The sequence below is a fragment of the Flexivirga sp. G2 genome, assembly GCF_055397625.1.
In genome coordinates, this window is the sequence record NZ_AP039675.1 from 3122332 (window position 1) to 3137022 (window position 14691).

At 68.3% G+C, this 14691-nt stretch carries 14 protein-coding genes; 5 read left to right on the forward strand and 9 right to left on the reverse strand.

From position 1 onward, the window contains the following. Nucleotides 1-25: 25 nt before the first annotated feature. From ACZ50J_RS15150 to ACZ50J_RS15160, 3 genes are read left to right on the forward strand one after another with little or no spacing between them, the layout of a single operon-like run. Nucleotides 26-958, forward strand: a complete 933-nt coding sequence (locus ACZ50J_RS15150) for a carbohydrate ABC transporter permease (RefSeq protein ID WP_464297984.1) — start codon at nt 26-28, stop codon at nt 956-958. Beyond that, on the forward strand, nt 955-1860 hold the full coding sequence (locus tag ACZ50J_RS15155; RefSeq protein WP_464297985.1) for a carbohydrate ABC transporter permease: 906 nt from the start codon (nt 955-957) through the stop codon (nt 1858-1860). The genes ACZ50J_RS15150 and ACZ50J_RS15155 overlap by 4 nt, the downstream gene beginning before the upstream one ends. Continuing rightward, nucleotides 1857-2861: a hydroxyacid dehydrogenase gene (locus ACZ50J_RS15160; protein ID WP_464297986.1), complete on the forward strand. Its 1005-nt coding sequence runs from the start codon at nt 1857-1859 to the stop codon at nt 2859-2861. The genes ACZ50J_RS15155 and ACZ50J_RS15160 overlap by 4 nt, the downstream gene beginning before the upstream one ends. Before the next feature lie 14 nt (nt 2862-2875). On the opposite strand, the gene ACZ50J_RS15165 is transcribed toward ACZ50J_RS15160, so the two are convergent. Further along, entirely contained in the window at nt 2876-4168 is a 1293-nt protein-coding gene (locus tag ACZ50J_RS15165; protein ID WP_464297987.1) for a glutamate-5-semialdehyde dehydrogenase, read from the reverse strand. A 49-nt stretch (nt 4169-4217) separates the two neighbouring features. On the opposite strand from ACZ50J_RS15165, the gene ACZ50J_RS15170 reads away from it, so the two are divergent. Then, nucleotides 4218-4457: a hypothetical protein gene (locus ACZ50J_RS15170; protein ID WP_464297988.1), complete on the forward strand. Its 240-nt coding sequence runs from the start codon at nt 4218-4220 to the stop codon at nt 4455-4457. Nucleotides 4458-4592: 135 nt separating this feature from the next. Further along, the gene (locus ACZ50J_RS15175; RefSeq protein ID WP_464297989.1) at nt 4593-5762 is read left to right on the forward strand and encodes an SPFH domain-containing protein; all 1170 of its coding nucleotides are present in this window, start codon (nt 4593-4595) and stop codon (nt 5760-5762) included. Here ACZ50J_RS15175 and ACZ50J_RS15180 read toward each other — a convergent pair whose 3' ends face one another. The 8 genes from ACZ50J_RS15180 to ACZ50J_RS15215 form a co-directional block, all read right to left on the reverse strand. Next, the gene (locus ACZ50J_RS15180) at nt 5763-6668 is read right to left on the reverse strand and encodes an SDR family oxidoreductase (protein WP_464297990.1); all 906 of its coding nucleotides are present in this window, start codon (nt 6666-6668) and stop codon (nt 5763-5765) included. Next, nucleotides 6599-7390 carry a DedA family protein gene (locus ACZ50J_RS15185; RefSeq protein ID WP_464297991.1) on the reverse strand — a complete coding sequence of 264 codons (792 nt, stop codon included), beginning with the start codon at nt 7388-7390 and terminating at the stop codon, nt 6599-6601. Before ACZ50J_RS15185 ends, ACZ50J_RS15180 begins: the two co-directional genes overlap by 70 nt. Nucleotides 7391-7422: 32 nt before the next feature. Beyond that, the gene (proB, locus tag ACZ50J_RS15190; RefSeq protein WP_464297992.1) at nt 7423-8553 is read right to left on the reverse strand and encodes a glutamate 5-kinase; all 1131 of its coding nucleotides are present in this window, start codon (nt 8551-8553) and stop codon (nt 7423-7425) included. Continuing rightward, on the reverse strand, nt 8546-10084 hold the full coding sequence (gene obgE / locus ACZ50J_RS15195; protein WP_464297993.1) for a GTPase ObgE: 1539 nt from the start codon (nt 10082-10084) through the stop codon (nt 8546-8548). Before obgE ends, proB begins: the two co-directional genes overlap by 8 nt. Before the next feature lie 100 nt (nt 10085-10184). After that, the gene (gene rpmA, locus ACZ50J_RS15200; RefSeq protein WP_464297994.1) at nt 10185-10451 is read right to left on the reverse strand and encodes a 50S ribosomal protein L27; all 267 of its coding nucleotides are present in this window, start codon (nt 10449-10451) and stop codon (nt 10185-10187) included. Nucleotides 10452-10497: 46 nt separating this feature from the next. Beyond that, nucleotides 10498-10806, reverse strand: a complete 309-nt coding sequence (gene rplU / locus ACZ50J_RS15205) for a 50S ribosomal protein L21 (RefSeq protein WP_464301358.1) — start codon at nt 10804-10806, stop codon at nt 10498-10500. Nucleotides 10807-10951: 145 nt separating this feature from the next. Further along, nucleotides 10952-13621, reverse strand: coding sequence for an Rne/Rng family ribonuclease (locus tag ACZ50J_RS15210; protein WP_464297995.1), 2670 nt, complete (start codon nt 13619-13621; stop codon nt 10952-10954). Nucleotides 13622-13953: 332 nt separating this feature from the next. Continuing rightward, the gene (locus tag ACZ50J_RS15215; RefSeq protein WP_464297996.1) at nt 13954-14664 is read right to left on the reverse strand and encodes a TIGR03936 family radical SAM-associated protein; all 711 of its coding nucleotides are present in this window, start codon (nt 14662-14664) and stop codon (nt 13954-13956) included. Nucleotides 14665-14691: the final 27 nt, after the last annotated feature.

Sequence of the window (14691 nt, forward strand, 5' to 3'; positions counted from 1 at the left end):
CCTGCCCGACGCCACAAGGAGCTTCGTGACCACCGCATCCACATCGACCAAGAAGCGCGACACGCGCAGGCCGTCACCGGATGGTGGTGGTCGGGTCGCCACCCTCTACCTTGCGCCCTTCTTCGTGCTCTTCGCGCTGGTGACGATCGCCCCGATCATCTACTCCATCAAGCTCAGCTTCTTCGCCGAGAAACACTCCGGCCTCGGTTTCGGCGGCGTCAAGACGGTCTTCTCCGGCTTGGGCAACTACCGCGAGGTCCTGCAGTCCGGGTCGTTCGTCTCCGGTTTCGCGCACCTGGCTCTCTATTGCCTGCTCTACATCCCGGTGATGCTCGTCGGCGCCACCGTGTTCGCATTGTTGGTCGACGCGACCGCCGCACGGATGCGCAAGACGTTCCAGACGCTGGTCTTCCTGCCGCACGCGGTACCGAGCGTTATCGCCGCGCTGATCTGGTCCTATCTCTTCGCGCCGGGCATCAGCCCGATCGTGGCAGCGCTGCACAGCGTCGGAATCAACGTCGACCTGTTGTCCCCGCATTTGGTGACCGGCTCGATCGCCGGTATCGGGGTCTGGGAGTGGACCGGGTACAACGCGATCATCATCTTCACCGCACTGCAGGCGGTGCCGCACGAGATTCTCGAAGCGGCCAGGGTCGATGGAGCGTCCGAACTGCGCGCGACGCTGAGCATCAAGCTGCCGCAGGTGCTTCCGGCGCTTGCCGTGGCGCTGCTCTTCACCATCATCGGCACACTGCAGCTCTTCACCGAGCCGACCATCATCGCCCAATCGACCTCGAGCGTCACAAGCGGCTGGGTGCCGAACATGTGGGCTTACAACGCGGCGTTCAACGACCACAACCTCGGGCAGGCAGCCGCGGCGTCCATCATCATCGCGCTGGTCGCGGCCGGCATGTCATTCACCGTCACCCGCCTGAGCATGAAGGTGAACGAATCATGACCGCCCTGTCAACGCGGACCCGAGGGGGACGCACCCGAGCCGGAGTCCCTCGTGGCAGCCGGATCGGACCGAGCTCAGGTTCAGTGTTCACCGTCAACCTGGTCCTTGTCATCGGTTGCCTCTACATGGTGCTGCCACTGGTGTGGTTACTCATCTCGGCGACCAAGAACTCTGCTGACCTCTACGGCACCGGGGGCTTCAGCCTGGGCACGTTCAACCTGGTGGACAACGTCCGCATGGTCGCCACCGCGCAAGGGGGCATCTTCTGGCACTGGATGCTCAACAGCGTCCTCTATGCAGGCGTGGGCGCGATCGTCGGCGGATTCGTCTGTGTCATGGCCGGTTACGCGTTCGACAAGATCAGTTTCGCCGGGAAGAACAAGCTGTTCGGGTTCGTGCTCGTCGGCGTACTGATCCCGAACACTGCGACCGTCATACCCCTCTACCTACTGGCGTCCGAGGTGCACCTCACCAACACGGTCTGGTCGATCCTCATCCCCTCGCTGTGCAACCCGTTCGGGGTGTACCTGGCCCGCATCTTCAGTGCCGGTTATGTCCCGAACGAAACCCTCGAGGCCGCTCGTGTGGACGGCGCGGGTCCGGTGCGAGCCTTTCGATCCGTGGCGCTACCGATGCTGCGCCCCGGTTACGTCACGATCGGTCTCTTCCAGTTCGTCGCCATCTGGAACAATTTCATGCTGCCGCTGGTGATGCTGCAGACGAACAAGCTTTTTCCCGTCAGCCTCGGTATGTCGATCTGGCAGGGCTACACCAAGCCGCAACCGGATTTCATGCCACTGGTGATCACTGGGTCTCTGCTCTCGGTCCTGCCGCTCATCGTGGCTTTCCTTCTGTTGCAACGTTTTTGGAAGTCCGGTCTCACCGCGGGGAGTGTCAAGTGAAGCCAACAGTCGCATTCGCGATGCCCGCGGAGACCTTCAGCCGTGTCTTCACGCGAGAACACATCGATCGGGTTCGCGCCGCCGGACGCCTGTTGAGCGAGACTCCCCTGGAATCATTTGATGAACTTGCGGATCGACGGACGCTCGCGCAAGCCGAGATCCTGGTCACTGGATGGGGCACCCCAGTGCTCGACTCCACGGTCCTGGACGCGGCACCCCGGTTGCGGGCGATCGTCCACGCGGCCGGATCCGTGAAGCACCACGTCACCCGCGCATGTTGGGAGCGAGGTGTCGCGGTCACCTCGGCCGCCTCCGCCAATGCGCTTCCTGTGGCCGAATACACGGTTGCGATGATTCTGCTGGCCGGCAAGAACGTCCTGCAGGTCGCGCACGCGCTGCGGGAGAAACGATCGAGTCTCGACGTGAACTCCCTGTTTCCGCGAATGGGCAATTACCGCAAGCGGATCGGCATCATCGGCGCATCGAAGATCGGCCGTGACGTCATTCGCCTGCTGGAGCCCTACGATCTACAGGTCGTCGTGGCCGATCCCTACTTGAACTCCGCAGACGCCGCACGACTCGGCGTCGACCTCGTCGAACTCCCGGCGCTGCTTTCGACTTGCGACATCGTCAGCCTCCATGCGCCGTCGCTACCGGAGACACGGCACCTGCTGGACGGTCCGGCGCTCGACCTGCTGCGTCCGGGCGCCGCCCTGATCAACACTGCGCGCGGCGAGCTCATCGACCAGGACGCGCTCGTCGAGCGAGTCGGACGCGGCGACCTCTTCGTGATTCTGGATGTCACCACACCGTGGACGTTGCCTGCGGAACATCCGTTCTACGACGATCCGAATGTTCTACTGACACCACACATCGCCGGCTCGCTGGGGGTCGAGCTCGCGCGCCTGGCCGAGTCGGCAACCGACGAGGTCGAACGGATCGTCAGCGGTCTGCCACCGGCACATCCGGTCGACCTGGCGACGTTGTCGATCACGGCGTAGTGAGCCGCCGCGGCTCAGCGGATCTGCCCGTCCCCTTCGACGACCCACTTGGTGCTGGTGAGCTCCTGCAGGCCCATCGGTCCGCGCGCGTGCAGCTTCTGGGTCGAGATGCCGATCTCGGCACCGAAGCCGAACTCGCCGCCGTCGGTGAAACGCGACGACGCGTTGACCGTGACGACAGCCGCGTCCACCCGTGCCACGAAAGCCCGGGCCGCGGCGCGGTCACCGGTGACGATGACCTCGGTGTGGCCCGAGCCGTAGCGGTCGATGTGCGCGACGGCGGCGGCCAGATCATCGACGACGGCGATGCTGATCTGCAGGTCGAGGTACTCGGTCCCGAAATCGGCCTCCGTCGCCGGTGTGTAGGGCGCTCCCGACCTGTCCGCGATCGCCGACGCCCGCTCGTCGGTGTGCAGGCCGACACCCGCGTCGATCAGTGCGTCATACAGACGAGGCAGGAAGGTGTCGGCGACCTCGCGGTGCACCAGCAGGGACTCCGCTGCGTTGCAGACACTCGGCCGGTGCGTCTTGGAGTTGATCGTGATCGCGAGCGCCTGCTCGAGATCCGCGGCAGCGTCGACGTAGACGTGGCAGTTGCCGACCCCGGTCTCGATGACCGGCACGGTGGCGCCCTGCACGACGGCCTGGATCAGCCGGTCGCTGCCGCGTGGGATCACCAGGTCGACGAGGCCACGCGCGGTGATCAGTGCGTCCACGTCGTCGTGCCCGCCGTCCAGCAGTTGCACTGCGTCGGCCGTGATCCCCTGCTCCTGCAACGCATTCCGCAAGACCTCGACGATCACCCGGTTGGTGTCCGCTGCAGCCGATCCGCCGCGCAGGATCATCGTGTTGCCGCTCTTGAGACCGAGGCCGGCCGCGTCGACGGTGACGTTGGGTCGCGCCTCGTAGACCATCCCGATGACACCCATCGGCACTCGGACCTGCCGCAGCTGCAGGCCGTTGGCGAGTGTCGAGCCGCGCACGACGTCCCCGATCGGGTCGGGCAGGCCGGCCAGCGCCCGCAGCGCCTCGGCGATCGCGTCGACGCGCTCCGGGGTGAGCCGCAGCCGGTCCTGCAGGCCCTCCGGCATACCGGATTCGCGGCCGCGGCGGAGGTCCGCCGCGTTGGCCTCGACGATGCGGGCCGTCGCCACCACGAGCGCGTCGGCGAGCGCCTGCAATGCCGCATCCTTGTCGGCCCGGGTCAGCACCGCGAGGTCCTTCGCGGCGGCTCTGGCGGCACACCCCGCGTCCCGGACGCGGCTCGTCGCGTCGGTGCGGGTGGAGTGGTCGAGTGTGCTGGTCATGCCACCAGGGTACGAGCGCGTAGGGCGACGGCACTTTACGATTCGGTCCATGGACACACCGCACTCCTCCCCCGTCGGCCGGTTGGGCACGCTGGTGGTCGCAACGCGGGGCGACGCCGGACCGGGTGAAGTGGTGGTGCAGATCCGCGGCGGCAGCGAGACTTTCACGGCATACTCCGCAGAGCCGTTGCAGAAGGACCAGCAGGTGTATGTCGCCGAGGATCTCGGTGCCCGCAGGGTGACCGTCGTCGCCTGGGGTGAGCGCGAGGACTCGCTGCTCAAGCTCTGACGGAACCCGCAGCCGATGGACCAACGTCCGCACTCGGCGAACCCGCCGCACCGGCCCTCGGCCTGTGGTGGTATTCCAGTCACACGACCCGGCGGCTGAACCGCGGGGCACCTCAGGGGAAAGTGAAGGACGAACATGTTTGGATATCGGGTCCCGCAGGCCGATCAGGCGATGCTGATCTCCGGTGGACGAGGGGGCACGACCGCGCCGTTCAAGGTGGTCACCGGGCACGGGGCGTTCGTGGTGCCGGTCTTCCGCAAGGTGCAGTTCCTCACGCTGTCGCTCTTCGAGTCCGAGGTCGAGGAACCGTGCGTCACCAAGCAGGGCATCGCCCTGACGGTGAAGGCGGTCATCGCGGCCAAGGTCGGCAACGACACCGAGTCCATCGTCAATGCCGCGCAGCGCTTCCTGTCCGACCAGCGGCAGATGCCGACGCTGACCGGCCGGATCTTCGCCGGCCACCTGCGCTCCATCATCGGCTCGATGACGGTCGAGGAGATCATCACCGAGCGGCAGAAGCTGGCAATGGAAGTGCTCGACGGGTCCAAGGAGGAGATGGCCAAGATGGGCCTGATCGTGGACGCGCTGCAGATCCAGGGCATCGACGACGGCGGGCTGGGCTACGTCAAGGCGATGGCCGCACCGCACAACGCGCGCATCCAGCAGCAGGCGCAGATCGCCCAGGCGAGCGCTGACCAGGCCGCCGCGGAGGCCCAGCAGGAGTCGCTGCGGCAGCAGGCGAAGTACGAACGTGACACGGCGATCACCCAGGCCGGGTTCGCCGCGGAAACCCAAGCGGCACAGGCGAAGGCGGCTCAGGCCGGGCCGTTGTCGCAGGCCCAGTCGCAGCAGGAGGTCATCAACGCGCAGACCGAGCTGGCGCAGCGTCAGGCCGCACTGCGCGAGGAGCAGCTGGTGGCCGAGATCATCAAACCGGCACAGGCGGATGCCGAGAAGCTGCGCATCCTGGCCAAGGCCGAGGCAGAACGCACCCGGATCCAGGCCGAGGCAGCTGCGACCAGCAACCGGGTCGCACTCGACCAGGCGCTGATCGACCAGTTGCCGGTCATCGTCGAGAAGGCCGCGCAGGGGCTGTCCGGTGCGAAGGTCACCATGCTGAACGGTTCCGACGGCCTGTCCGACATCATCTCCGGCCTCGCGTCGCAGGGCGTCGCGATCTTCGACGCACTGCGCGGCGAGGTCGGCTCGGAGAAGCCGCAGGACGGTCCGGCCCTGCCGGAGCCGAAGGGCATCGCCGGCAAGGGTGGGGTCAACGAACGATCGAGCGGACGATCGACCGACTGATCAGCCGGTCGCCAAGAACTCCTGGGCACCCCGCAAGGTGGTGCGCAGGAGTTCCTGCGTATGGCGGGAGTCCAGCCGGACGTCGAGCTGTTGGCCCGGACCGAGGTCGGCGCGCGACCCGATGCGGATGTGGTCGACATCGAGGCCGCTCCGTTGCGCGATCAGCCGACCCATGTCGGCACGACTGAGCGCGTCCGCACCACCGCAGTGGAAGATCCCAGGGTGCCGCTCCCCCGCCAGCTCCAGCAGCGCAGCCGCCAGGTCGTCACGGTGCACCGGACAGCGGATCTGATCGGTGAAGAGCATCCCGTCGGCGCCGTCCGCGAGTGCGTGGACGAGGCGTTCCATGGACGAGCCCGGCCCGAGGATGAGCGAACTGCGGGCGATCGTCGCGGTGGGAAGGAGCGCCCGGATCGCAGTCTCGGCTGCGGCCTTCGCGGCGCCGTAGCGAGTGACCGGGTCCGGCTGTGCCTGCTCGTCATACGGCGAACCGGTGCCGGAGAAGATCGCGTCGCTCGACACGAAGACCAGGTGCGCCCCCATCGCGGCGGTCGCGAGCGCCACGTTGACCGCGCCGTCCGCGGTCGTCGCCCAGTCGGTCTGGACGAACGCCGTGTGTATGACGACGTCGGGTGCGACCTCGCGCATGACTGCATGACACGCGTCGGAGTCGGTGACGTCCAGACGGACCCACCTGCCGGTCGAGTAGGTGGAGGAGCGAAGCGGGGGAACCGTATCGAGACCCCGGGACACGGAAAACACTTCGTGGCCGGCAGCGGATGCCTGCGTGACGAGCTCGGCACCGAGATAGCCGGTGCCCCCGGTGACGAGCAGCCTCACTGGTGCTGCGAAGCAGCGAACCGCCGCTGCTGGCGGACGACGCCGATGACGACGATGACGAGGCACGCGATGGTCAGATACGTGCTGTACCGCGCGATCGTGCTGACCAAATCCTTTGCAGGAGTACCCATCCGGTAACCCAGATACATCCACAATCCGCGGTAGACGATGCCAGCTGAGAAGTCGATGAACAGGAAGCGCCGCAACGACATGCGCGCATCGCCGACGAACGCGTAGACGATCGAGCTGGGCAGCAGCGGGATGAACCAGACCAGGAACACCGCCGGTCCGCCGAAGCGTTTGGCGACACTCTCCGCCCAGTAGGCAGAGCGGGCCGCCCACTTCGAGCGGGCGGCGACCATGTCGATGACGCCCCGGCCCCACAGGCGCCCGGCCCACCACCACAGCCAGTCGAACTTGATCGAGGTCAGGGACGCGGCGATCAAAGCCGCCCACCAGAACGTGACGTCCTGACCAACGCCCAGCCGCGCGCCGAGATCGACCATGGCGATGTTGGAGCCGCTGAAGCAGGCCAGGATGTAGTCACGTGCCGGCGCCGAGAAGGTGCCGAGGATCCACGGCCGGACCGGGAGAGTAACCAGACTGTAGAGGCCAGTGATAACGATGAGCGCGCCGCACCACATGTCGGCCTTGCCGGGCTTGCCCTTCCACGGCATCCGAGGGTCGTCCCACCATTCCTTGGTGGGCGGCTCCTGCTCCTGTGCCGCGGCCGCCAACTGCTCGGCCTCCGCCTCCGACGCAGGGATCGGCCGACTGTAGTCGCTCACGTCACCATCCTCGTTCATCGTCCCGTCCCCGGTCACAGCACCGCGAGGTGGTCGCGGTGCACGACCTCACGTTCGTATGCCGGGCCGAGCGTACGCGCCAGCTCGTGGGTGTTGTGACCCAGCAGGGCCGGTAACTCTTTGGCGTCGTAGTTGACCAGCCCGCGGGCCACCACCACACCCGATTCGTCCACCAGGTCAACGGCGTCACCCGTCGAGAAGTGCCCGGTGACGCGGCGAATTCCCGCCGGCAGCAACGACTTCCCGCGCCGGGTGACCGCCGCGACGGCGCCGTCGTCGATGATCAGCTTGCCCTGCGGTGAGGTGGCGTAACGCAGCCACAGCTGGCGGGCGCTGGGCCGCCGGCCCTGTGGCGCGAATATCGTGCCGACGTCCGCGCCGTCCAGTGCGGCGCCGGCCTGACCGGCCGAGGTCAGCACCGTGGGCACGCCTGCGGCTGTTGCGATCTGGGCGGCTTCGATCTTGGTGACCATGCCGCCCGTGCCGACCGCCGAGCCGGTGCCGCCGATGTCGACTGCGTCCAGCGTCGCCTGATCGTGCACCTCACCGATGCGCTGCGCCTCGGGCCGCGACGGTGGTGCGTCATACAGGGCATCGACGTCGGACAGCAGGACCAGCGCCGACGCGTCGATCAGGTGCGCGACGAGCGCGGCCAGCCGGTCGTTGTCGCCGAACCGGATCTCGTGGGTGGCGACGGTGTCGTTCTCGTTGATGACCGGCACGATGCCGAGGGCCAGCAGTCGCTCGATGGTGCGGCGGGCGTTGACGTAGTGCCCGCGACGGGTCACGTCGTCCGCGGTCAGCAGCACCTGCCCGGTCGTCAGCCCGTGCCGCCCGAACGCCACGGTGTATGCCGCGAGCAGCGCCCCCTGACCCACGCTGGCGGCAGCCTGCTGGGTGGCCAGGTCCCGCGGCCGCCGGCGCAACCCCAGCGGCACCATGCCGGCGGCGATGGCACCGGAGGAGACGAGGACGACGTTGCTCCCGGCAAGCCGCCGAGCCGCGAGGGCATCGGCCAACGCGCCGACCCGGGCCTCGTCGAGGCCGCCGCGTTCGCCGGTCAGCGAACTCGAGCCGACCTTCACCACGACCGTGTCGGCCGCGGCCACGGCGGTTCGCAGCGAACCGGCGGAGCGATCAGTCATCGCTGTCGATCACCGTGGGATCGCGATCGGTCCACAGACCGGCCTTGCGCTCGGCGTCCAGTTCCTCACGCGCCTCCCGCTGGGCGTCCTTGCGGCGGTGGAACTCGTCGCGCTTCTCCGAGCGCGTGGCACGGCCGGTGCCTTCGTCGAGCCGCAGGTCGGTGCCGCGCGGGCCGAGCAGTTCGGCACCGGTGGCCATGGTCGGCTCCCAGTCGAAGACGACGGCGTTCTCCTCGGGGCCGATGAGCACCGTCGATCCGGGCACGGCGCCGGCCTTGAAGAGTTCTTCCTCCACGCCCAGCCGGTTGAGCCGGTCGGCCAGGTAGCCGACCGCTTCGTCGTTGGTGAAGTCGGTCTGGCGAACCCACCGGGTCGGCCGTTCGCCGAGGATGCGGAAGACCTGGTCGGCGCCGTGCATCTCCTTGCGAATCCGGAAGCCGGAGTCGTCAACAGCCTTGGGGCGCACCACGATTCGCTGCGGGACGATGGTGGACTCGATCTCCTCGCGCGCCCGGTCGACGTGCTTGGCGAGTGAGAAGCTGAGCTCCTTCAGACCGATGTGCGCGACCGCCGAGACGATGTGCACCTCCAGGCCGCGTGCCTCCAGGTCGGGCTTGACCATCTCGGCCAGCTCGCGTGCGTCGGGGACGTCGGCCTTGTTGAGGACCACGATGCGGGTGCGCTCCGACAGCGGCTTCCCGCCGAGCGAGTCGTCGGCGACATACTCCGCCAGCTCCTGCTCGATGACGTCGAGATCGGAGAGCGGGTCACGGCCGGGCTCGAGGGTGGCGCAGTCGACGACGTGCACCAGCACCGAGCAGCGCTCGACGTGCCGCAGGAACTCCAGGCCGAGTCCCTTGCCCTGGCTGGCGCCGGGAATCAGGCCCGGGACGTCGGCGATGGTGTAGCGCTGCGAACCGGCGGTGACGACACCGAGGTTGGGCACCAGCGTGGTGAACGGGTAGTCGGCGATCTTCGGTTTCGCGGCGGACATCACCGAGACCAGGCTGGACTTGCCCGCCGACGGGTAGCCGATGAGGGCCACGTCGGCGAGCGTCTTCAGCTCGAGGGTGATGTCGGACTCGTCGCCCGGCTCGCCGAGCAGCGCGAACCCGGGCGCCTTGCGACGCTGCGAGGCGAGCGCCTTGTTGCCGAGGCCGCCACGTCCGCCGTTCGCGGCCACGAAGATGGTCCCGTCGCCGACCAGATCGGCCAGCACCTCACCACGAGAGTTCTTCACGACGGTGCCCTCGGGCACCGGCAGGATCAGGTCGTCGCCGTCGGCACCGTTGCGCTCGTCGCCGGCCCCGGGTCGGCCGTTGGGCGCAACCCGTTGCGGACTCCGGTGGTATTCGAGCAGCGTGGTCGCCTGCGTGTCGACCTGCAGGACGACGCTGCCGCCCTTGCCGCCGTTGCCCCCGTCCGGTCCGCCCAGCGGCTTGAACTTCTCCCGGTGCACCGATGCGACACCGTGCCCGCCGTGTCCGGCGCGCACGTGCAGGACCACTCGGTCCACGAAATTGGTGCCCACGGGGCGTCTCCTTAGCGGTGATGTATGACGGCGAAAGGGGTGGGTCCGCGAAACTCGGACCCACCCCTTTCGACGGAGGTATTGCTTGGCTGAGCCTGACTCAGGCCTCGGCCTTCTCGGTCAGCACGATGTTGACGGTCTTGCGGCCGCGCTTGGCGCCGAACTGCACCGCGCCCGCGCGCAGCGCGAACAGCGTGTCGTCCTTGCCGCGGCCGACACCCTCACCGGGGTGGAAGTGCGTGCCGCGCTGGCGGACGATGATCTCGCCGGCGTTGACGACCTCGCCACCGAAGCGCTTGACGCCGAGTCGCTGTGCGTTGGAATCGCGACCGTTACGGGTCGAGGACGCACCCTTCTTGTGTGCCATTTTCTAAGCCTTTGCTTGAAGAGAAGTTGGACGGACCGATCGGCGCCTAGGCGTTGATCTCGGTGACCTTGACCTGGGTCAGCGGCTGACGGTGGCCCTGACGCTTGCGGTAGCCGGTCTTGTTCTTGTACTTGATGATGGTGATCTTCGGGCCCTTGGCCGACTTCATCACCTCGGCCTTGACCGTGACCTTCGCCAGCTTGTCGGCGTCAGTGGTCACGGTGGTGCCGTCGACCAGCAGCAGCGGCTTGAGCTCGATGCTCTCGCCGGCGGCAACGGCCACCTTGTCAATGGTCAGGACGTCGCCCACGGAGACCTTCTCCTGGCGACCGCCTGCGCGAACAATCGCGTACACGTCGGAACTCTCTTTCGTCATGGATGCGCAACTTGTCTGGAACCGCCAGGCAGCTACCCCGGGTGAACCGGGACGCCCGCACGGTGGGCACACCGAGGCACGAGTTTACGGGCCCGGCCGGTCATGCTCCAAATCGGTGGATCGGTCAGTCGGTCTCCGGTGCCGGCGGACCGGCCGGCGCGACGACCCGCGCACGCTTCTTGCGCTTGGGGGTGGTCTGCTCGGGGGTGGTCACCGGCGGTGCGGCGGGCTCGTCCGCGGCCGGCGTCGGCTGTGCGGTCGGTGCGGTCACCGCGGGTGCCGGCGTCGAGACGTGCTGCGCGGCACCGGCGGCGGCGGTCGCGCGACGCCGGGCACGCCCGGTCATCTTGCGGGCCGGAGCAGGCGTCGCCGTCGACTCCTCGGCCGCGGGCGACTCGACCGCTGCGTCCTCGGCCTCCGGAGCGTTCCGCTGGCTGCCGGCGCGGCCGGTGACGGCCGGGCCTTCGGCCTGCTTCGCGGCGCGCTTCCGACCGGAACGAGCCTTCTTGCCGGCCGGCTCGGCGGCTGCGGTGTCGGCCGTTTCGGCGTTCGCCTCGGGCTTGTTCTCGGGCTCGGTCTCGGGTTCGGCGTGGACGCTCGGGTCGGCGACGACGGGCGTCTCGTCCGCAGCGCCGCCGGACTGAGCGGCGGCGTGTGCCGCCGCGGCGATCTGCGCGGCGGTCGGACCGGTCGGCTTGGGCGGCTCCTCGGTCTGCTTCTTGGCCCGGCCCTTGCGGGACTTGCTGCCGCCGGCGTTGTTGCCGCCACCGCCGGTGTTGCCCGACGGCTTGTCGACCGGGTCGGAGTGGACGATGATGCCGCGTCCACCGCAGTGTTCGCAGGGCTCGGAGAAGACCTCGACCAGGCCGGAGCCGACCCGCTTACGGGTCATCTGCACCAGGCCGAGCGAGGTGACCTCGGCCACCTGGTGCTTGGTGCGGTCGCGACCGAGGCACTCCAGCAACCGGCGTACGACGAGGTCGCGGTTGGACTCCAGGACCATGTCGATGAAGTCGACGACGATGATGCCGCCGATGTCGCGCAGCCGCAGCTGGCGCACGATCTCCTCGGCCGCCTCCAGGTTGTTCTTGGTGACGGTCTCCTCGAGGTTGCCGCCCGAACCGACGAACTTGCCGGTGTTGACGTCGATGACTGTCATCGCCTCGGTGCGGTCGATGACCAGCGATCCACCGCTGGGCAGCCAGACCTTGCGGTCCATGGCCTTGGCGAGCTGCTCGTCGATGCGGTGTACGGCGAACGCGTCCTTCTCGCCGGTCCACTTCTCCAACCGCTCGGCGAGGTCGGGCGCGACCGAGCCGACGTAGTCGTGCACCTGCGACCAGGCCTTGTCACCGGCGACGACGAGCTTGCTGAAGTCCTCGTTGAACACGTCACGGATGACGCGCACGGTCAGGTCCGGCTCACCGTGCAGCAGGCTCGGTGCGTTGGCGGACTTGGCGTCGGACTGGATCTTCTCCCACTGCTTCTGCAGTCGCTCCACGTCGGCGCGCAGGTCGGCCTCGCTGGCACCCTCGGCCGCGGTGCGCACGATGACACCCGCGTCGCTCGGCACGACCTCCTTGAGGATCTTCTTCAGACGCGAGCGCTCGGTGTCCGGCAGCTTGCGCGAGATGCCGGTCATCGAGTTGCCCGGCACGTAGACCAGGAAGCGGCCCGGCAACGACACCTGGCTGGTCAGCCGGGCGCCCTTGTGACCGATCGGGTCCTTGGTGACCTGGACCAGAACCGTGTCGCCGCCCTTCAGGGCGTTCTCGATGCGCTTGGCCTGACCGTTCTCGAGGCCGGCGGCGTCCCAGTTGACCTCACCGGCATACAGGACGGCGTTGCGGCCGCGGCCGATGTCGACGAACGCGGCCTCCATGCTCGGCAGGACGTTCTGGACCTTGCCGAGGTAGACGTTGCCGGCCATCGAGGCCTGCTGGACCTCCCGCGAGACGTAGTGCTCGACCAGGACGCCGTCCTCCAGGACGCCGATCTGGGTGCGGCCGGCCTTCTCGCGAACCACCATCTGGCGGTCGACGCTCTCGCGCCGGGCGAGGAACTCGGCCTCGGTGATGACGGTGCGGCGACGGCCGGCCTCGCGACCTTCGCGGCGGCGCTGCTTCTTGGCCTCCAGTCGGGTCGAGCCCTTGATGGCGGTGACCTCGTCGCGGTCCTTGCGGGGCTCACGCACCTTGGTCACGGTGCCGGGCGGGTCGTCGCCCTCGGTCGCGCCGCCGCTGCGGCGACGACGGCGGGTACGACGCCGGCCACTGCCCTCGGACTGCGCATCGGAGTCGTCGTGGTCGTCCGAGTTGTCCGGACCGGAGCCACCGGCCGAGTCGTTCTTGCCCTTCGCCTCGGACCGCTTGTCGGCGCCGCTCTTGTCGTTGGTCTTGTCGGTGTTCTTCTCGGATCCGTTCTTGTCGCCGTTGTCCGAGGTGTTGTCGGCGTTGTCCGAGTCGCTCTGGTTGCGGCGGCCGCGACCGCCGCGGCGCCGGGAGCGGTTGGCGCTCTGACCGTCGCCGTCGTTGTCGTCACGCGACGCGGAGCCCTGCGAATCGTTGTCGTTGCCGCCGTTGTTGCTGTTGTTGTCGTTGTTGTCGTCGTTCGTGCGCTGCTCACGTTCGGGCTCACGGCGCGGTGCGCGGGCCTGTGGATCGGGCGCCTGGAAGAGGAGACCGAAGTTCATCGCGGACGAGTGCTCGACCGCGGCCTGGTCAACGGTGGTGCTGTCTGCCGTTGCGTTGTCCGCTGCGGGTGCCAGGAACGGATTGGTGTCTTGCGGGGCCATGGCCCTCGTTTCTTCCTCAGCATGCGGGTGACCCACAACGAGGCAGCGCCTGCACACCCGCATGTTGCGGTTGGGCCGTCGCTCACGGGCGAACGTTCGCCGTGGCGACGCGAAAGTCGTCTGTTACGTCACGCTGTCGGGTTCGCGTCGTTCGCGGGCACCTGATCAGTCAGACGCCGTCGGTCCTGCACTCGGCTGGTCGCGAAGTCTCGCGGGCTCGAGTAACTGCCAACGGGGCGCCGAGCAGGTTGTGGCACTGCCGACGACCGCTCTCATTGTCGCACACAATCGGCCGCACACCGTCCGGACGCGGAACGAACCAGCCCGCGAAGTCACCGCAACGGGTCGCCGATCGTGCCGTCCGCCAGCAACGGACCCTGGCTCAATCGGGTGATCTGCGGTGGGCGTGTCGGGTGCAGGGCGCCATACGTCGCGAGCGCCGTGATGACGTCGTCGGGCCGCACCAGCGGCGTCAGGTGACGCAGCGCGAGCGTGACTCGCGGCCCGGCCACGGACAGGCCGTCGATCGCGGAGCGCACGTCGAACTCGCGCTCGCCCCGTTTGGTCATCCGGCTGACCGTCGCATCGCTGCGGGCGAGCAGCGCCTCGGTCGCCGCGGCCAGTGCGCCCGACTCATCGGGGGCGAAGTCGAGCTGCCAGCAACTCGCCTCCAACCGGTCGGCGAGCGCACCGGGCAGCGCCGCCGCGACATCGAGGATGACCAGGTCGGCCGGCAGTGCCGCGTCCAGGTCGGTCCGCAGCCGGTCCGGCTCGCAGACGCGGGTCAGCTGGATCTCGAAGTACTCGGCCTCGCTGGCGGTGCCGGTCGGCGCCGCGTTGGCGTAGCTGATCCGCGGGTGCGGGTGGAACCCGGCCGAGAACGCCACCGGCACCTGAGCCCGACGGACCGCCCGCTCCAGAGCTCGCTGGAAGTCACGCGTGGAGGAGAACCGGAGTCGGCCGCGCTTGGCGTACCGCACGCGCAGGCGTTGGACGGCGGGGTCGGGCGCGGGTCCTTCGGGAACGCGTTGTCTGCTGGCCACCGGGACACCGTAATGGCGACCGGCTCC

What these genes read in the sequence shown, in the direction of transcription:
- ACZ50J_RS15170 (WP_464297988.1), top strand. Translation starts at nt 4,218, where the DNA reads ATGGACACACCGCACTCCTCCCCCGTCGGCCGGTTGGGCACGCTGGTG.
- ACZ50J_RS15165 (WP_464297987.1), bottom strand. Translation starts at nt 4,168, where the DNA reads ATGACCAGCACACTCGACCACTCCACCCGCACCGACGCGACGAGCCGC.
- ACZ50J_RS15210 (WP_464297995.1), bottom strand. Translation starts at nt 13,621, where the DNA reads ATGGCCCCGCAAGACACCAATCCGTTCCTGGCACCCGCAGCGGACAAC.
- rpmA (WP_464297994.1), bottom strand. Translation starts at nt 10,451, where the DNA reads ATGGCACACAAGAAGGGTGCGTCCTCGACCCGTAACGGTCGCGATTCC.
- proB (WP_464297992.1), bottom strand. Translation starts at nt 8,553, where the DNA reads ATGACTGATCGCTCCGCCGGTTCGCTGCGAACCGCCGTGGCCGCGGCC.
- ACZ50J_RS15155 (WP_464297985.1), top strand. Translation starts at nt 955, where the DNA reads ATGACCGCCCTGTCAACGCGGACCCGAGGGGGACGCACCCGAGCCGGA.
- ACZ50J_RS15175 (WP_464297989.1), top strand. Translation starts at nt 4,593, where the DNA reads ATGTTTGGATATCGGGTCCCGCAGGCCGATCAGGCGATGCTGATCTCC.